The sequence below is a fragment of the Pseudomonas sp. SDO52101_S400 genome, from assembly GCF_054071635.1.
Genome location: NZ_JBSVWF010000035.1, coordinates 1 through 17,812, shown reverse-complemented (window position 1 = coordinate 17,812; position 17,812 = coordinate 1). Strand labels below are relative to the sequence as shown.

General features: G+C 58.3%; 18 protein-coding genes and 2 tRNA genes. 6 read left to right on the top strand and 14 right to left on the bottom strand.

Annotated elements, in window-relative coordinates:
• Positions 1-201: 201 nt before the first annotated feature.
• The 7 genes from ACW9HX_RS18195 to ACW9HX_RS18165 all read right to left on the bottom strand — a co-directional run bounded on the left by ACW9HX_RS18195 (position 202) and on the right by ACW9HX_RS18165 (position 7,201).
• On the bottom strand, positions 202-474 hold the full coding sequence (locus ACW9HX_RS18195; RefSeq protein ID WP_096822334.1) for an HU family DNA-binding protein: 273 nt from the start codon (positions 472-474) through the stop codon (positions 202-204).
• A gap of 148 nt (positions 475-622) precedes the next feature.
• The gene (gene lon / locus ACW9HX_RS18190) at positions 623-3,019 is read right to left on the bottom strand and encodes an endopeptidase La (protein WP_457381651.1); all 2,397 of its coding nucleotides are present in this window, start codon (positions 3,017-3,019) and stop codon (positions 623-625) included.
• A gap of 162 nt (positions 3,020-3,181) precedes the next feature.
• Positions 3,182-4,465 (bottom strand): ATP-dependent Clp protease ATP-binding subunit ClpX, encoded by a 1,284-nt coding sequence (gene clpX, locus ACW9HX_RS18185; RefSeq protein WP_007951558.1) that lies wholly within the window; start codon positions 4,463-4,465, stop codon positions 3,182-3,184.
• A gap of 112 nt (positions 4,466-4,577) precedes the next feature.
• A complete protein-coding gene (clpP, locus tag ACW9HX_RS18180; protein ID WP_007951559.1) occupies positions 4,578-5,213 on the bottom strand; it encodes an ATP-dependent Clp endopeptidase proteolytic subunit ClpP in 636 nt (211 codons plus the stop codon).
• A gap of 92 nt (positions 5,214-5,305) precedes the next feature.
• Positions 5,306-6,616 (bottom strand): trigger factor, encoded by a 1,311-nt coding sequence (gene tig / locus ACW9HX_RS18175; RefSeq protein WP_457381650.1) that lies wholly within the window; start codon positions 6,614-6,616, stop codon positions 5,306-5,308.
• A 400-nt stretch (positions 6,617-7,016) separates the two neighbouring features.
• A tRNA-His gene (locus ACW9HX_RS18170) sits at positions 7,017-7,092 on the bottom strand.
• A 32-nt stretch (positions 7,093-7,124) separates the two neighbouring features.
• Positions 7,125-7,201, bottom strand: a tRNA-Arg gene (locus ACW9HX_RS18165).
• Positions 7,202-7,475: 274 nt separating this feature from the next.
• Between ACW9HX_RS18165 and folD the strand changes: the two genes are divergently transcribed.
• Complete coding sequence (gene folD / locus ACW9HX_RS18160) at positions 7,476-8,330, top strand: bifunctional methylenetetrahydrofolate dehydrogenase/methenyltetrahydrofolate cyclohydrolase FolD (protein WP_085712473.1); 855 nt, start codon at positions 7,476-7,478, stop codon at positions 8,328-8,330.
• Positions 8,331-8,557: 227 nt separating this feature from the next.
• On the top strand, positions 8,558-9,496 hold the full coding sequence (gene pbpG, locus ACW9HX_RS18155; RefSeq protein WP_457381649.1) for a D-alanyl-D-alanine endopeptidase: 939 nt from the start codon (positions 8,558-8,560) through the stop codon (positions 9,494-9,496).
• Between the two features lie 51 nt (positions 9,497-9,547).
• Here pbpG and ACW9HX_RS18150 read toward each other — a convergent pair whose 3' ends face one another.
• Positions 9,548-9,754, bottom strand: a complete 207-nt coding sequence (locus ACW9HX_RS18150) for a hypothetical protein (RefSeq protein WP_457381648.1) — start codon at positions 9,752-9,754, stop codon at positions 9,548-9,550.
• Between the two features lie 96 nt (positions 9,755-9,850).
• Positions 9,851-10,522, bottom strand: coding sequence for a peptidase C39 family protein (locus ACW9HX_RS18145; RefSeq protein WP_457381647.1), 672 nt, complete (start codon positions 10,520-10,522; stop codon positions 9,851-9,853).
• Between the two features lie 231 nt (positions 10,523-10,753).
• Here ACW9HX_RS18145 and ACW9HX_RS18140 point away from each other — a divergent pair, with 231 nt between their 5' ends.
• A complete protein-coding gene (locus ACW9HX_RS18140) occupies positions 10,754-10,924 on the top strand; it encodes a hypothetical protein (RefSeq protein WP_457381646.1) in 171 nt (56 codons plus the stop codon).
• Positions 10,925-10,998: 74 nt separating this feature from the next.
• Here the strand turns inward: ACW9HX_RS18140 and ACW9HX_RS18135 are convergent, their stop codons facing one another.
• Positions 10,999-11,748, bottom strand: coding sequence for a TerC family protein (locus ACW9HX_RS18135; protein WP_096822339.1), 750 nt, complete (start codon positions 11,746-11,748; stop codon positions 10,999-11,001).
• 28 nt (positions 11,749-11,776) lie between these two features.
• Positions 11,777-12,019 carry a hypothetical protein gene (locus ACW9HX_RS18130; RefSeq protein WP_025108906.1) on the bottom strand — a complete coding sequence of 81 codons (243 nt, stop codon included), beginning with the start codon at positions 12,017-12,019 and terminating at the stop codon, positions 11,777-11,779.
• A gap of 144 nt (positions 12,020-12,163) precedes the next feature.
• Between ACW9HX_RS18130 and nhaR the strand changes: the two genes are divergently transcribed.
• Complete coding sequence (gene nhaR / locus ACW9HX_RS18125; RefSeq protein WP_248741115.1) at positions 12,164-13,063, top strand: transcriptional activator NhaR; 900 nt, start codon at positions 12,164-12,166, stop codon at positions 13,061-13,063.
• On the opposite strand, the gene ACW9HX_RS18120 is transcribed toward nhaR, so the two are convergent.
• Positions 13,060-14,220: an MFS transporter gene (locus ACW9HX_RS18120; RefSeq protein ID WP_457381645.1), complete on the bottom strand. Its 1,161-nt coding sequence runs from the start codon at positions 14,218-14,220 to the stop codon at positions 13,060-13,062. The genes nhaR and ACW9HX_RS18120 overlap by 4 nt on opposite strands.
• 336 nt (positions 14,221-14,556) lie before the next feature.
• Between ACW9HX_RS18120 and sstT the strand changes: the two genes are divergently transcribed.
• The gene (gene sstT / locus ACW9HX_RS18115; protein ID WP_457381644.1) at positions 14,557-15,789 is read left to right on the top strand and encodes a serine/threonine transporter SstT; all 1,233 of its coding nucleotides are present in this window, start codon (positions 14,557-14,559) and stop codon (positions 15,787-15,789) included.
• A gap of 77 nt (positions 15,790-15,866) precedes the next feature.
• Here sstT and ACW9HX_RS18110 read toward each other — a convergent pair whose 3' ends face one another.
• Complete coding sequence (locus ACW9HX_RS18110; protein ID WP_457381643.1) at positions 15,867-16,376, bottom strand: DUF1993 domain-containing protein; 510 nt, start codon at positions 16,374-16,376, stop codon at positions 15,867-15,869.
• Positions 16,377-16,500: 124 nt separating this feature from the next.
• On the opposite strand from ACW9HX_RS18110, the gene ACW9HX_RS18105 reads away from it, so the two are divergent.
• Entirely contained in the window at positions 16,501-17,148 is a 648-nt protein-coding gene (locus ACW9HX_RS18105; protein ID WP_457381642.1) for a YceH family protein, read from the top strand.
• A gap of 17 nt (positions 17,149-17,165) precedes the next feature.
• On the opposite strand, the gene ACW9HX_RS18100 is transcribed toward ACW9HX_RS18105, so the two are convergent.
• Positions 17,166-17,684: a cupin domain-containing protein gene (locus ACW9HX_RS18100; protein ID WP_457381641.1), complete on the bottom strand. Its 519-nt coding sequence runs from the start codon at positions 17,682-17,684 to the stop codon at positions 17,166-17,168.
• Between the last annotated feature and the right edge of the window lie 128 nt (positions 17,685-17,812).

Below are 17,812 nucleotides of genomic sequence, written 5' to 3'. Positions count from 1 at the left end.
TAGGCAACCGTGGAGCGTGGGTAGAATCCGGATAGAAGAAAGGCGCATCCGAGGATGCGCCTTCTCGTAACTGGCGGAGCGGACAGGGCTCGAACCCTCGATCCCGGCGTAGCAGACAATTATTCCAAAATGCCTGCTCTACCGCTCCGCTGCCAAGTCAGGCATGACCCCGACCCGGATGGGTAAAAACCTGAATCAAACTTAGTTGACGGCTTCTTTCAGGGCTTTACCGGCTTTGAAACCTGGCTTTTTGGCAGCAGCGATTTCCAGAGTCTTGCCGGTCTGCGGGTTACGACCAACGCGAGCTGGACGATCAGTTACGGAGAAAGTACCGAAACCAACCAGAACTACAGAGTCGCCAGCCTTGAGAGCGCCAGTGACGGATTCGATTACAGCGTCCAGCGCACGGCCAGCAGCAGCTTTCGGGATATCAGCGGATGCAGCGATAGCATCAATCAGTTCCGACTTGTTCACTCTAAGTCCCCTTATATCTATTTGAGTATGATTCTAAGTTTTTTGGTGAAAGCAAAAACGAGTGCTGAATGGCCTACAGACACTTAAGAGCCGCTTTATAACAAGGGCTCTAAAAAGCTGTCAAGGAAGCCCCCCAGGCAAAAGCGTATTAATGCGTGCTAATTCTTTCCTTAGAGTCAGACTCACGTTTTTCGTCCTTGGCAACTATCTCCGGAGCCACATCCGGCAAGGGCTCCGGCGCGTATTGCAGCGCAATTTGCAGGACCTCGTCAATCCATTTAACCGGTTTGATCTGCAGATCCTGCTTGATATTGTCAGGAATCTCCTTCAGATCACGCACGTTCTCTTCCGGAATAATCACAACCTTGATTCCACCACGGTGCGCGGCCAGCAGTTTTTCCTTCAGACCGCCAATGGCGAGGACTTGACCACGCAGGGTGATCTCGCCGGTCATCGCGACATCGGCGCGCACAGGAATACCCGTCAAAGCCGACACCAGCGCAGTACACATGCCTACACCGGCACTAGGACCGTCTTTCGGCGTAGCACCTTCCGGCATGTGAATGTGGGTGTCGCGCTTCTCGTGGAAGTCCAGGGGAATGCCCAGGCTCTTGGCACGACTGCGCACCACGGTCAGGGCCGCAGTGATCGATTCGACCATTACGTCACCCAGCGAACCGGTCTTGATCAACTGCCCTTTACCCGGCACGACGGCCGCTTCGATGGTGAGCAATTCACCGCCGACCTGAGTCCAGGCCAGGCCAGTCACCTGACCGATCTGATCCTGCTGCTCGGCCAGACCGTAGCGGAATTTGCGGACACCGAGGAAGTGCTCCAACAGGTCAGCTGTCACTTTCACCGAAAAGCGTTTTTCCAGTGCATGCTCTTTGACCGCCTTGCGGCAGACCTTGGCAATCTGCCGCTCAAGGCCACGCACACCCGCTTCACGGGTGTAGTAACGGATGATGTCGCGGATCGCTTCTTCGTCGAATTCCAGCTCGCCTTTCTTCAGGCCGTTGGCGGCAATCTGCTTTGGCGACAGGTACTTGACGGCGATGTTGATCTTTTCGTCTTCGGTGTAGCCTGGCAGACGGATCACTTCCATCCGGTCCAGCAGCGCCGGAGGAATGTTCATCGAGTTCGAGGTGCACAGGAACATCACATCCGACAGGTCGTAATCGACTTCCAGATAGTGATCGTTGAAGTTGTGGTTCTGCTCCGGATCGAGCACTTCCAGTAACGCCGACGCCGGATCGCCACGCATGTCGCTGCCCATCTTGTCGATTTCATCGAGCAGGAACAGCGGGTTGCGGACGCCCACCTTTGTCATCTTTTGAATCAATCTTCCTGGCATCGAACCGATGTAAGTCCGACGGTGACCACGGATTTCCGCTTCGTCACGCACGCCACCGAGGGCCATGCGCACGAATTTGCGGTTGGTGGCATGGGCAATCGACTCAGCCAGCGAGGTTTTACCCACGCCCGGAGGACCGACCAGGCACAACACCGGGCCACGAATCTTCTTCACGCGCTTCTGCACGGCGAGGTATTCAAGGATGCGTTCCTTGACCTCTTCGAGGCCGTAGTGATCGGCGTCGAGAATGTCTTCGGCACGGGCCAGGTCCAGACGCACCTTGCTCTGAGCCTTCCACGGCACCTGCACCAGCCAGTCGATGTAGGAACGCACGACGGTGGCTTCAGCCGACATCGGCGACATCTGCTTGAGCTTGTTCAGCTCCGCAGTGGCCTTGGCCAGCGCATCTTTCGGCAGACCAGCGGCATCGATACGCTTTTTCAGGTCTTCGATTTCGTTGTGGCCTTCGTCGCTGTCGCCGAGCTCTTTCTGAATGGCCTTCATCTGCTCATTCAGATAGTACTCGCGCTGACTGCGCTCCATTTGCTTCTTGACGCGACCGCGGATGCGTTTTTCGACTTGCAGCAGATCGATTTCGGCATCCAGCAGGGCCAGAACGTGCTCGACACGAGCCGGCAGGTCGATGATTTCGAGGATTTCCTGCTTCTGCTCGATCTTCAGCGCCATGTGTGCAGCCATGGTGTCCACCAGGCGGCCAGGCTCATCGATGCTGTTGAGCGACGACAGGACTTCAGCCGGGACTTTCTTGCCCAGCTGCACATATTGTTCGAACTGCGACAGCAGCGTGCGCACGAACACTTCGGACTCGCGCTCGGCGGCGTCGACCTCGTCGATCAGCGACACTTCGGCACGGCAGTGGCCGTCGACTTCGCTGAAACGCTCGACAGCGCCACGCTGCTCGCCCTCGACCAGAACCTTGACGGTGCCGTCAGGCAGCTTGAGCAGCTGCAGAACGGTGGCAATGGTGCCAACGCGATACAGAGCGTCTTCTCCGGGATCGTCGTCAGCCGGGTTTCTCTGGGCCAGCAGCAGGATCTGCTTGTCGCCCGTCATCGCGGCCTCGAGGGCTTCGATGGATTTCTCGCGCCCCACGAACAGCGGGATAACCATGTGCGGATACACAACGACATCACGCAATGGCAGGAGAGGCAATTCGATGGTGGTCTTCATGATTTCGCCTCTACGGCGGCCATATGGCCGTAATCAGATGGAATTAAGCTTGAAACCAAGATGGGGGCTGCTTCCAAAAAAAACAAGCGCTATGAGGACGTTAAAATTTCTTAAAAAAAAAGAGGCCCGAAGGCCCCTTCCTTATTCCAGCAGACTGGACGCTTAAGCGTCCGGCGCTGCCTTGGCAGCCGGCTCACTGTTTTCATAGATATACAGTGGCTTGGACTTGCCTTCGATCACGCTTTCATCGATCACGACTTTGCTCACCTCGGACTGCGAGGGGATTTCATACATCGTGTCGAGCAGCACACCTTCGAGAATCGAACGCAGGCCACGGGCACCGGTTTTACGTTCCAGGGCACGCTTGGCGACCGATTTCAGCGCGTCGGAACGGAATTCCAGATCCACGCCTTCCATCTCGAACAGCTTGGCGTACTGTTTGGTCAGGGCATTTTTCGGCTCGGTGAGGATCTGCATCAACGCAGCCTCGTCCAGCTCGTCCAGCGTCGCCAGGACCGGCAGACGACCGACGAATTCCGGGATCAGACCGAACTTGACCAGATCGTCAGGCTCGACTTCACGCAGGGATTCACCGACTTTCTTGCCTTCTTCCTTGCTGCGCACTTCTGCGTTGAAACCGATGCCACCTTTGGTGGAACGGTTTTGAATCACTTTCTCCAGACCGGAGAACGCACCACCGCAGATGAACAGGATGTTACGGGTGTCGACCTGCAGGAATTCCTGCTGCGGATGCTTGCGGCCACCTTGCGGCGGAACGGAAGCGACCGTGCCTTCGATCAACTTGAGCAAGGCCTGCTGCACGCCTTCACCGGAAACGTCCCGGGTGATCGACGGGTTGTCGGACTTGCGCGAAATCTTGTCGATTTCATCGATGTAGACAATGCCCATCTGGGCCTTTTCCACGTCGTAATCGCACTTCTGCAGCAGCTTCTGAATGATGTTCTCGACGTCTTCACCCACATAACCCGCCTCGGTGAGGGTGGTTGCGTCGGCGATGGTGAACGGAACGTTCAGCAAGCGGGCCAAGGTTTCGGCCAGCAGGGTTTTACCGGAGCCTGTCGGGCCGATCAGCAGGATGTTGCTCTTGCCGAGTTCGACGTCGTCAGCCTTTTTGTCACGCTGGTTCAGACGCTTGTAGTGGTTGTACACCGCTACCGCCAGAACCTTCTTTGCACGCTCCTGACCAATCACGTACTGATCAAGGATGCCGCTGATTTCTTTAGGCGAAGGCAATTTATGCGCGCTGCTTTCGGCCTGTGCTTCCTGCACCTCCTCACGGATGATGTCATTGCACAGGTCGACGCACTCGTCGCAGATAAAGACCGAGGGGCCGGCAATCAATTTGCGCACTTCATGCTGGCTTTTGCCACAGAAGGAGCAATAGAGCAGCTTGCCGTTGTCCTCGCCGTTGCGGGTGTCAGTCATTCGTTCGATCCAAATCCGATAGGCTTGCAACACAAGATGAAGGCTATTGCGGGCTTTTTCAAGCCCGCCGCTGATCGGACCAGCCGACCAGGCCTATTTCGAGCTGCTTATTTTAAGCTGGACGCTGGTTGATCACTTCGTCGATCAAGCCATATTCCTTCGCAGCTTCCGCACTCATGAAGTTGTCGCGGTTGGTATCGCGCTCGATTTCTTCCAGAGTGCGCCCGCTGTGCTTGGCCATCAGCGTGTTAAGACGTTCGCGGATGAAGAGGATTTCCTTGGCGTGAATTTCGATATCCGACGCCTGACCCTGGAAACCGCCCAGCGGCTGGTGAATCATCACTCGCGAGTTCGGCAGGCAGAAACGCTTGCCTGGAGCACCTGCGGTCAGCAGGAATGCGCCCATGCTGCAGGCCTGGCCGATGCAAGTGGTCGACACGTTTGGCTTGATGAACTGCATGGTGTCGTAGATCGACATGCCCGCTGTCACCGAACCGCCCGGGGAGTTGATATAAAGATGGATGTCCTTGTCCGGGTTTTCCGCTTCAAGGAACAGCAATTGCGCACAGATCAGGTTGGCCATGTAGTCTTCTACCGGACCCACCAGAAAGATCACTCGCTCTTTCAGAAGACGCGAGTAGATGTCATAGGCACGCTCGCCACGAGCAGATTGCTCGACAACCATCGGGACCAGGCCGCCGGCGGCCTGGATATCAGAGTTCTGCTGAATATAGGAATTACGGAACATGCTCTGCAGTCACTCCCAAATAGTCATGTCTTGAATACGCATAAGCCAGCTCGAAGGCTGGCTTATGGTGTGTGCTTCTAACGCAAAAACAATCAGTCGGCTTTTGGAGCTTCTACCGGCTTGACCGCTTCTTCGTAAGAGACCGATTTGTCGGTCACGCTAGCTTTCTGCAGAACAGTATCCACAACTTGTTCTTCCAGCACAACCGAACGAACTTCGTTCAGTTGCTGCTCGTTCTTGTAGTACCAGGACACGACCTGCTCAGGTTCCTGGTAAGCCGAAGCCATTTCCTGAATCATTTCGCGAACGCGGGCTTCGTCTGGCTTCAGGTCGAACTGCTTGACCACTTCAGCCACGATCAGACCCAGGACAACGCGGCGCTTGGCTTGTTCTTCGAACAGCTCGGCCGGCAATTGGTCAGGCTTGATGTTGCCGCCGAACTGTTGAACAGCCTGCACGCGCAGACGGTCAACTTCGTTGGACAGCAGAGCCTTTGGCACTTCGATCGGGTTGGTGGCCAGCAGACCGTCCATTACCTGATTCTTTACCTTGGATTTGATCGCCTGACGCAGTTCACGCTCCATGTTCTTGCGAACTTCGGTGCGGAAGCCGTCGATGCCGCTTTCCTTGATACCGAACTGGGCGAAGAACTCTTCGTTCAGCTCTGGCAGTTTTGGCTCGGAAACGGTGTTGACGGTCACTGTGAACTCGGCGGTTTTGCCAGCCAGGTCCAGGTTCTGATAGTCCTCTGGGAAGGTCAGGTTCAGAACGCGCTCTTCGCCGGCTTTAGCGCCGACCAGGCCTTCTTCGAAGCCAGGGATCATGCGGCCTGAACCCAGCACCAGCTGAGTGCCCTTGGCGGAACCGCCAGCGAACACTTCGCCGTCAACCTTGCCAACGAAATCGATGTTCAGCTGGTCTTCGTTCTGGGCAGCGCGTTCGGCCACTTCGAAACGGGTGTTCTGCTTGCGCAGGATGTCCAGCATCTTGTCCAGATCGGCGTCAGCCACTTCAGCGCTCAGACGCTCAACGGCGATGCCTTCGAAACCGGCAACGGTGAACTCAGGGAACACTTCGAATACGGCTACGTATTCCAGGTCCTTGCCAGCTTCGAGCGACTTAGGCTCGATCGACGGCGAACCGGCCGGGTTCAGCTTCTGCTCAACCACAGCTTCGTAGAAGGAGGACTGGATCACGTCACCGATTGCTTCCTGACGCGCATCAGCACCGAAACGGCGCTTGATTTCGCTCATTGGCACTTTGCCTGGACGGAAGCCAGCAATCTTGGCCTTTTGGGCAGTCTGCTGCAGACGCTTGTTGACCTGAGTCTCGATGCGCTCAGCCGGCACGGTGATGCTCATGCGGCGCTCAAGAGCAGTAGTATTTTCAACAGAAACTTGCATGGATATTCCTCGTTGCACAGACGTTAGCCGGCCGTTTCCGACCCAAGAATCAAGGGCATGCATTCTAGTGGGTCAAACTCAAGAAGTCACCCTACTGAAAACGGGTAAGAAAACAGCAGACAAATTGAAGGCGGGGACAAACGGTTGCGCCTCGCCCTGTTAGCAAATACAGCCAATCAAGCCAGGGCTCTGCGCCAACCTCTTCTATATATAGAGGCGGTTGAATCATCTCCCTGACAGCCGACCTCGCAAGCAAGGTCGGCGGGCAGTGCAGCATCATCGAGCAACATTAATACGACGAAGCGCCCTGCCCTGCGACCCGAAACCGGCAGTCGCCGAAAACCCGAAACCGTAAAACAAAAAAGGCGCCAGACTGTTAAATCTGGCGCCTTTCGAAATATGGGGTGGACGATGGGGATCGAACCCACGACAACGGGAGTCACAATCCCGTGCTCTACCAACTGAGCTACGCCCACCATATCGCGCTACTTGTGCCAATGCTGCCTAATGGCGCACCCGGCAGGACTCGAACCTGCGACCATCCGCTTAGAAGGCGGATGCTCTATCCAGCTGAGCTACGGGCGCCTTGTTAGCTGTACCCTTGGAGGACTACAAACTAAGTGCTTTCCAGTCTCGCAAAACGTTGATTTCGCTCGACCTTCTTAACCAGTGCTAGGCTGTGCCCGACAAGTGCGACGAATAGTATAGAGCGACCTGCAGGTCGTCAAATCCTTTTTAAAAAAAATTCATTTAATTAAAGGGCTTAGGGGAATTTGCTGACCAAGCGCCTTTGCCCTCACCGTCTGACATGCGAGAATGCGTTCTCTTTTTTTCCCCTCTCGATGGTTAATCACGCGCAATGACTGCACAACTAATCGACGGCAAATCAATCGCCGCCAGCCTGCGCCAGCAGATCGCCCAACGGGTAGCCGAACGTCGCGAGCAAGGCTTGCGCACTCCAGGCCTCGCGGTGATCCTGGTCGGCAGCGATCCTGCCTCTCAGGTTTATGTCTCGCACAAGCGTAAAGACTGTGAAGAGGTCGGCTTCCTCTCTCAAGCCTACGACCTGCCTTCCGAAACCACTCAAGAAGCGCTGACCGATCTGATCGATCGACTGAACGACGACCCGGCAATCGACGGCGTTCTGCTTCAACTTCCGCTGCCTGAGCATCTGGACGCCTCCAAGCTGCTGGAGCGCATCCGCCCGGACAAGGACGTCGATGGCTTCCATCCTTATAACGTCGGTCGCCTGGCTCAGCGCATTCCGCTGCTGCGCCCCTGCACTCCGAAAGGCATCATGACCTTGCTGGAAAGCACTGGTGTCGATCTGTACGGGATGGACGCAGTGGTTGTCGGCGCTTCCAACATCGTGGGTCGCCCGATGGCCATGGAGCTGCTGCTGGCCGGCTGCACCGTGACCGTGACCCACCGCTTCACCAAGGACCTGGCCGGCCACGTCGGCCGCGCCGATCTGGTGGTGGTTGCCGCCGGCAAGCCGGGCCTGGTCAAGGGCGAGTGGATCAAGGAAGGCGCGATCGTGATCGACGTCGGCATCAACCGTCAGGACGACGGCAAACTGGTCGGTGACGTCGTGTACGAAACCGCCCTGCCTCGCGCCGGCTGGATCACGCCGGTACCGGGCGGCGTCGGCCCGATGACTCGTGCCTGCCTGCTGGAAAACACGCTGTACGCGGCAGAAACCCTGCACGCCTAAGCGCTTTTTCCGCTCCAAGAGAACCCCGCCCTGTGCGGGGTTTTTCATATCCTCGAAAAAACCTTTACCGTTCGCCGGAAACCCCTATTTTTACAGGGCTTTTCACGACTTTTTCATGCCTCACAAACAACCATCGACAGATCTTCAGCCATACTCCTAGAATGCGTCGTTTTACGACACAGTCCGTTACAAATAACGGCATTTCCAACCTTCATGAGTTCGCCCGCGTGAATATTCGTCTGTCCATCCTGAGCCTGGTTTTTGCATTTTCAGGCACGCTCCTCACGCCAACGGTCAACGCCGCCGAAACCACCGCTGCCCCCCGAGACGCCTCGCAACTGAAGATTGCCTCTGGCAGCGCCCTGCTGATGGATCTGCAGACCAACAAAGTCATTTACTCAAGCAATCCGGACGTGATCGTGCCGATCGCCTCCGTCAGCAAGTTGATGACCGGCTTGGTCGTGGTTGAAGCTCACCAGAACATGGACGAATGGATTGACGTCGACATCAGCCATACCCCGGAAATGAAAGGCGTGTTTTCCCGGGTCAAACTGCGCAGCGAATTGCCGCGCCGAGAGATGCTGCTGATCGCCCTGATGTCTTCGGAAAACCGCGCGGCGGCCAGCCTGGCCCACCACTATCCAGGCGGCTATGTGGCATTCATCGCGGCGATGAACGCCAAGGCCAAGGCGCTGGGCATGACCAGCACCCACTTTGTCGAACCGACCGGCCTGTCGGAACGCAACGTCTCCACCGCCCGCGACCTGAGCAAGTTGCTGATGGCTGCGCAAAAACATCCGATCCTCACCGAACTCACCACCACCAAGGAAAAAACCGTCGCGTTCCGCAAACCCAACTACACCCTGGGCTTTCGCAACACCGACCACCTCGTCAACAAAGCCGATTGGGACATCAAGATCACCAAGACCGGCTTCACCAACCCCGCCGGTCATTGCCTGGTGCTCGTGACCAAGATGAGTAACCGTCCGGTCGCCCTGGTGATTCTGGACGCATTCGGCAAGTACACCCACTTTGCCGATGCAAGCCGCATCCGCAGCTGGATGGAAACCGGCAGAAGCACCAACGTCCCGGCGGTGGCTCAGCAATACAAGGCCGAGAAGAACCTCAAGGCTCGCCACAGCGGCGTCGTTGAAGCCTCCAAGTAATCCGCAACACAAGAAAAAGCCCCGAACATTCGGGGCTTTTTTTCGTCTGGTTCAATCGTTTGGCAGCGGCATCTGGTCATCATCGGGAATCCCATCACCGGCACTCGGATCGCGCCGATGTTCCGGCGTCACGACGGCGGGGCGAGCCAGCGGATCACGCAGCGGGCTGTCGGGGTCCAGTACCGGATCAACCTCCGGTTCCGGCGTCGTCGGCACACTGTCCGGTTTATGGTCATCGAAGCTCGAATCGGTACTCATACGCACCTCTCATTCGGGTAATCACCCGAAACATCGGGTGTTACCTATAAGAGCTTAGCCCCGCGCCAGGGTGCCCGTCAGGAGACGGACGGAACCTCACTTCGCGTCCAGTGCCTTGCGGGCCTGTGCCGCCTCGCGCTCCTGGCCGGCCTGCGCCAGCTCGTCAGCCGCTTTGAGCCAGCGCTGTCGATCGACCGCCACAGGAATTTGCGAAGGCTTCTGAATCAGTACCGCCCAGCCGCCAGACTTCTCGAGCGCCGATTCAAAAGAACTGAAACTCATCAGTTCACGGCGGTTCATCCCGGCGCGCAGCAGAACCTTCTGCTTTTTCCGGTCATAGCCGGAGAGGATCGCGTAACGCGGCCCGGCCCAGAACGCCGATCCTTCGCTGAAACGCACCATCACCGGATAACCGGCTGCCACTTGGGCCAGCAGCGCCGGCAACCGGGCGTCCAGCGGATAAACCACCATGCCGTATTCGCGGGCAAGGTTCTGCATGTTCTGCTGCAACTTGTCCTCGGCGCCCGGCAGGTGCAGCGGCTTTTCCAACAGACCCGGCGTAATCACGATGCCCTGTTGCGACAGTAGACTGGCGAGCACTTGCGGCCCACTCTGATTGGCTTCACCGCGATAGAAGGTACCGCTGAGCTCGACCCGCTCCGGCAGGCGCTGAACCTCGGGCGCCACACTGCCCGCACAACCCACCAATGCTGTCACGCAACCGGCCACCAGCAACGCCATGCGAATCCGGGAAAATAGCTGCACCATCGTCACTCTCTTGATCAGTTACCGGTCATCGTGTTCCGGCTTGGTCGAGGATCATAGGACGGCGCAACGCTGCGGTATAGCCCAAAGGGGCAGATGCATCGACTGCATAGAGCGAAGTGATTGGTCACCACCGACCTTTGGTCAATAGCCTGAAACACGCCAGCGACTAGACTGTCACCCAGACAAGCGCAAAAGAGTGAGCGCCCGATGCAGGGCAAAGAGGAGGCACAGATGAGCCTGACCATGACCATCGTAATGCTGATTGCCGGCTGGCTGGCCGTAGCCGCCGCCATGCTGTGGGGCGTGTTGCGGATTTCCCGGCGCCACCATCACCACCCTGCACAACCCGCACCGATCAGGAAAGTCGAGGAACACAGCGCCCGTCACATTACCGCGCACTGACCTCCTGTAACCGACTCAAACAAAAAGGCCGCCTGAACTCTCGCGAGTTCAGGCGGCCTTTGGTTTTCCAGCGATTACGCTTCGGCAGTCAGTTTCTTCTGCTTGGCGCGGCGCGACATCATGTTCAGCACTTCAATCGAAGCCGAGAACGCCATCGCGGCATACACATAACCTTTCGGTACATGGGCGCCGAAGCCTTCGGCGATCAGCGTCATGCCGATCATGATCAGGAAGCCCAGGGCCAGCATCACCACCGTCGGGTTGTCGTTGATGAACTTGGCCAGCGGATCAGCAGCAAACAGCATCACCAGCACCGAGACCACAACCGCGATCACCATGATCGGCAAGTGTTCGGTCATGCCGACCGCTGTAATGATGCTGTCGATCGAGAACACCATGTCCAGCATCAGGATCTGCCCGATGGCGGCGGCAAAGCCCAGGGTCACCGTCGACGTGGCGGACTTCGGATCTTCCGGCGCCGGGTCCATGCTGTGATGGATCTCGGTCGTCGCTTTCCACACCAGGAACAGGCCACCGGCGATCAGGATCATGTCCTTCCAGGAGAACGCCTGGCCGAGGATTTCGATGACCGGCGCGGTCAACTGCACGATGAACGCGATGGTGCTCAACAGGGCCAGACGCATGATCAGCGCCATGCCGATCCCCAGGCGACGGGCCTTCTGCCGGTACTGCTCGGGCAATTTGTTGGTCAGGATCGAGATGAAGATCAGGTTATCGATGCCGAGCACGATTTCCATCACCACCAGTGTGGCCAAGGCAATCCAGGCCGTCGGGCTGGAAGCGAGTTCTAACAGGTATTCCATGGGTCAGTCCTGACTCTTGTAAGACGATTTAGATGGTCTTGGAGGAAGATTCGGATTTTTCCGCGTCTTTTTCCGGGGCTTCTTTTTTCTCGATCAGACCGCCAGTGGCGTCGCTGAGCGCTTGCTCAGCGGCTTTGTGCGTGTCGTCGATCGCCTGTTTGGCGCTCTCGGCGGCCTTGCCCATCAACTGCTGGGCGCTTTTTTCGGCCTGGTCGCAACCCGCCATAAGCAGTAAAGACGTAAACATCAGTGCCGGGATCGTGTATTTCATGAGGTTTCCTTCGAATGAAAAGACAGGGTCGCAGACCACCCGTCGATGGCTGGGCATTCTAGGGAGACAAACACTTCAGGAAAATTCGTATTTTTAGCGGCTATACTTCGATTTATACGAACTGTATTTCACGGACGGATCGCCATGCTCAACTACCGACAACTGCACTACTTCTGGGTGGTCGCCAAGACCGGCAGCATCGTGCGTGCGTGCGAGCAACTGAACCTGACGCCACAAACCATCAGTGGACAGATTTCCCTGCTCGAACAGACCTACGGCATCGAACTGTTTCAACGGGTCGGCCGGCAACTCGAGCTCACCGAAGCCGGGCGCCAGGCCCTGCCCTACGCCGAGCAGATGTTTCAGCTCGGTGGCGAACTGGAACTGATGCTGCGCGCCCAACCCAACGAACAGCAGATCCTGTTCCGGGTCGGCGTGGCGGACGTCGTACCCAAATCCATCGTCTATCGCCTGATCGCGCCCACCATGGAACTGAGCGAACCGCTGCGCATCACCTGCCGGGAGGACAAGCTCGAGCGATTGCTGGCGGATCTGGCGATCCAACGCCTGGATCTGGTGATCTCCGACAGCCCGATGCCCTCACATCTGGACATCAAGGGTTACAGCCAGAAACTCGGAGAATGCGGGATCAGTTTTTTTGCCACCGCCGAACTGGCAGCGCAATACGGTCAGGACTTCCCGCGCAGTCTGCACGGTGCGCCGTTACTGATCCCCGGCGCGGAAACCGTCGTGCGCAGCCGCTTGCAGCGCTGGTTCGCCGAGCAGCAGATTCAGCCGAGGATTGTCGGGGAGTTCGATGACAGCGCCTTGATGCAGGCGTTCGGCCAGTCCGGGAGCGGGATCTTCATCGGGCCGAGCGTGATTGCCGATGAGGTGAAGCGCCAGTACGGCGTCGAGTTGATCGGCCAGACCGATGCGGTGAGCGAGTCGTTCTATGCGATCTCGGTGGAGCGCAAGGTCAAGCACCCCGGCATCAAAGCGATTACCGAAGGTGCCCGACGCGAGCTGTTTACAGAGTTTTAAGCCGGCGCGCAGACGGCGCGCGGCTTGAGCACCATCAGCACCATGGCGAGGAAAATCGACAGCAGGATGAACCCGGCAGCAGCGAAACCCACAAAGCCCAGACCGGCGCTGTCGATCACCCGACCGCCAATGATCGCACCCAGACCGATCCCGAGGTTGGCTCCGGCAATGTTCAGCGAGGCGGCGAAGGCAGGCGCTTCAGGCGCCGCTTTCATCAAGCGCACGTGGCTGACCAGGAACAGCGCCGCCTGCGTCACGCCCCAGATGCCCATCGCCGCCGCCAGCCCCAGTGACGAATTGATGTTGGGCACCAGCGCCACCATCCCGGGGATCATGAACGCGCAGAACATCACCGAGGCCATCAGCGGATGGCGATCCACTGCGCGCCCGCCCAGCGAGTTGCCGATCAGGCCGACCGCGCCAAAGCCCATCAGGCACCAGCCGACCACGGTGCCATTGAAGCCGGCCAGACGTTCGAGGATATCCGCCAGATAGGTGTAAGCGGTGAACATGCCGCTGAACACCAGGATCGACAGCAATACATGGCCAAGCATCAGCGGACTGCGCAGGATCTTGAACTGCGAAGCGAAGCTGACCTGATGCTGGTGCAGACTGGTTTTCGGCAGATAGACACACAGCAGCAACGCCTTGGCAAACGCGATCACCGCCAAAATGCCGAACGCACTGCGCCAGCCGAACGCATCGGAAATCAGCGTACCGACCGGAATACCGAACACGGTGGCACAGACGATGCCGAAGCCGATCTTGGCGATGGCGCGGCCGGCGAAGTCCGGACCGACAATGTCCACAGCAGTTTCACTCGCCAGCGCCCAGAACACCGGCAGCCCCAGCGCCGGAATCAGCCGCGCAATGGCCATGACCCAGATGTTCGGCGCAAACGCTGCCACGGTATTGGCCAGGCCGAACATGATCAGGATGGTGATGAACAGTTTGCGCCGCTCGAAACGGGCGAAATACGCGGTCAAGAAAGGACCGAACATGGCCACCGTGAAAGCGAATAGAGTCACCAGCAACCCGGCTTGCGGGATGGTGACGGCCAGGTCTCGGGCAATCGCCGGCAACAGGCCGACAATGACGAACTCCGTGGTCAGCACCGTGAATCCGGCGGCGGACAACAGAAGGATGGGCAACAGCATGAGGAACTCCAGCAAAACGACGACACCAGCGCTGACCCGAGGGCCCGCCGGCAGAACTTGAAAATAAGGATGCGCAATCTTAACAGAGTGTTTCCCGAGTGACTTGCACAAACCTGTCCAAGTTGCAGAGGGATCGGGTGGCAGATCGTCACAGGTCTGAAGGATCCGGACGACCCTGTGATAAAGTCCGCGCCCTGAAAAACGTACACCCTGTTCAGCCGCCCGTTAAACGACGTGGCGGTCGCGTCATTCCTTTCGGTTCGTGTCTGTGGCCTGCCCCCGATTCATCGCCCGGATCACGCCACCTTGCACCCTATAAAAAGCAGAGATGCCGTTATGACCGCTTCATCCCCTTCTCTATTGCAACGCCTGAAAAGCCTCAGCCTGGTCACGCAGATCCTGATCGGCCTGATTGCCGGTATCGCCCTGGCGCTGTTCGCGCCCGAGACTGCCAAAGGCACCGCATTCATCGGTAAAGTGTTCGTCTCGGCGCTGAAAGCCGTGGCGCCGATCCTGGTGTTCGTGCTGGTCATGGCGTCGATCGCCAACCACAAGCACGGCCAGGAAACCCACATCCGGCCGATCCTGTTCCTGTATCTGCTGGGCACTTTCGCCGCTGCCGTGGTTGCGGTGATCGCCAGCATGATGTTCCCGTCGCATCTGGTGCTGTCCACCGACAACATCGCCGTGAGCGCGCCAGGCGGCATCAGTGAAGTGCTGCAAAGTCTGTTGCTGAGCGTGGTCGACAACCCGGTAAGCGCACTGATGAACGCCAACTTCATCGGCATTCTGGCCTGGGCCATCGGCATGGGCGTGGCAATCCGGCACGCCGGCGACACTACCCGCGAAGTGCTGGGCGACCTCTCCAACGGTGTGACGGTGATTGTTCGGGTCGTGATCCGTTTTGCACCGCTGGGCATTTTCGGCCTGGTGGCATCGACCCTGGCCACTTCCGGGTTTGGCGCACTGATAGGTTATGCGCACCTGCTGGCGGTACTGCTCGGTTGCATGCTGTTCGTGGCGCTGGTGATGAACCCGCTGATCGTGTTCTGGAAACTGCGTCGCAACCCGTACCCGCTGACACTTCAGTGCCTGCGCGAAAGCGGCATCACCGCATTCTTCACCCGCAGCTCGGCGGCGAACATTCCGGTCAACCTGGAACTGAGCAAACGTCTTGGCCTGCATGAAGACACCTACTCGGTGTCGATTCCGCTGGGCGCCACCATCAACATGGCCGGCGCGGCGATCACCATCACTGTGCTGTCCCTCGCCGCCGTGCATACTCTGGGCATTGCCGTGGACATCCCGACCGCAATCCTGCTCAGCGTTGTCGCTGCGATCTGCGCCTGCGGCGCCTCAGGTGTGGCCGGTGGTTCGCTGCTGCTGATCCCGTTGGCGTGCAGCCTGTTCGGCATCCCGAGCGAAATCGCCATGCAAGTGGTCGCGGTCGGTTTCATCATCGGCGTGTTGCAGGATTCGGCCGAGACGGCGCTGAACTCCTCCACCGACGTGCTGTTCACCGCCGCCGCTTGCCTGGGTGAAGAACAGAAAGCCCAGCGTCCGGCGTAAATCCCGGTGCAACAAAAAGCCCGCCAAGGTTTGCGCCTTGGCGGGCTTTTTGTTGCCTCGAGGGTAAGCCGAGCGGTTTAGAACGCGCCCATGTAATCGCGCTTGCCCACTTCAACGCCGTTGTGACGCAGCAGTGCGTAAGTGGTGGTGACGTGGAAGAAGAACTGCGGCAGACCGTAGCTCAGCAGATAGGCCTGGCCGGAGAAGCGCTTCTCTTTCGGCGTGCCCGGACGGGTGACGATCTCGATGCCTTCCTTGCCGTTGATCTGCTCAGGCTTGATCTCGCCGATGAAAGCCAGAACCTTGGCGATCAGCGCTTGCAGCTCGGCGAAGGTGGTTTCTGTGTCGTCGTATTTCGGGACCTCGATTTCGGCCAGACGCGAGGAAACGCCTTTGGCGAAGTCCACGGCGATCTGCACCTGGCGCACCAGCGGGAACATGTCCGGGTACAGACGCGCTTGCAGGAAGGCGTTCGGGTCGATGTTTTTCTCGGTGGCGTGGGCCTCGGCCTTTTTCAGCACATCGCTCAGGGCGTTGAGCATTTGTTGGAAAACCGGGACGGATGCGGCGTACAGGGAAATAGTCATGGCAGTCTCACGTGGTGGCTGGGTGAATCGTGGGGCGATTATAGCCATGCTCGCGCGCCGCGCGGCTTGTCTTTTATCCAGCAAGGATTAGGCTAGGCGCCTTCGACTGCAGAGGGAACGCGCGATGACCACAGAACTTGAAAGCATCTCCAACGAACCACGGCTCAACGCCACGGAAATCCGCATTCTGGGTTCGCTGATCGAGAAACAGGCCACCAGCCCGGAAACCTATCCGCTGACCCTCAACGCGCTGGTGCTGGCCTGCAACCAGAAAACCAGCCGGGAGCCTGTGATGAACCTGACCCAGGGCCAGGTCGGCCAAAGCCTGCGCGCCCTCGAAAGTCGCGGTTTCGCCAAACTGGTCATGGGCAGTCGCGCCGACCGCTGGGAGCACAAAGTCGACAAGGCGCTGGAACTGGTGCCGGCGCAATTGATTCTGACCGGTTTGATGTTTCTGCGCGGCCCGCAGACCGTCAACGAACTGCTGACCCGCAGCGGCCGCATGCATGAGTTCGAAGACGCCGAACAAGTGGTGCATCAGCTGGAACGCCTGATTGCCCGTGAGCTGGCGGTGTTGATTCCGCGTCAGGCCGGTCAGCGCGAAGATCGCTATACCCACGCGCTGGGTGATCCGGCGGACATCGAGGCGATTATCGCGGCGCGGCAGAATCCGAGTGATCGCGGGGCAGCCAGCGGTGTATCAGTGGAGCGCATCGAAGAGCTGGAAGCGCGGATTGCAGCACTGGAAGAACGTCTGGCCCGACTCGAATAAGTGCAATCGGGGCGGCGTTATTCGCCGTCCCAGTAATCCACCCCGTCCGCCTGCCGCGCCACCGCCACGAAGCCCGAGGCCTTGCCTTCGGCGTCAACGCTGAAGTTATCCATCACCGCGTATTTGTTCGAATCCGGGTACTCGCAGATTTCCGGTTGCTGCTGGGTACTGACCGCCAGATAGCGCAGCTCTTCGCAGCTGGTGTTGATGATCTGGTGCGCGGCTTCCGGGCCGCCCGGCGGGCAGGCAATCACGTCGCCGGCGCGGATCGGGAAACGTTCAGCGCCAAGGCGCACCTCCCCTTCCCCCGCCACCACGTAAAACATTTCCTCATTGACCCGATGACTGTGAAACGGACTGCCGCGCATGCCCGGCGGCAGCGCATACAACCGATAACCGAGCTTTTGCGCGCCCAGTTGCTGGCCGACCCGGGCAAATCGTTGCTGATAACGCCCGGCGGTTTCGCCTTCGGGGGCCAAGGATTCGGGCAGCGGTTCGAGTTCGACATCATTCAGGTTGAGAATCGGCGGGTGCATGCAAACCTCGGTTTTTGTGATGGGCAAGTCTGTGCTTGCTGATCCGGCAGTATAGGCAAACCCTTCTGATCAAAAACCATGTCGCGGCCTTCGCGAGCAAGCCCGCTCCCACATGGGAAATGCATTTC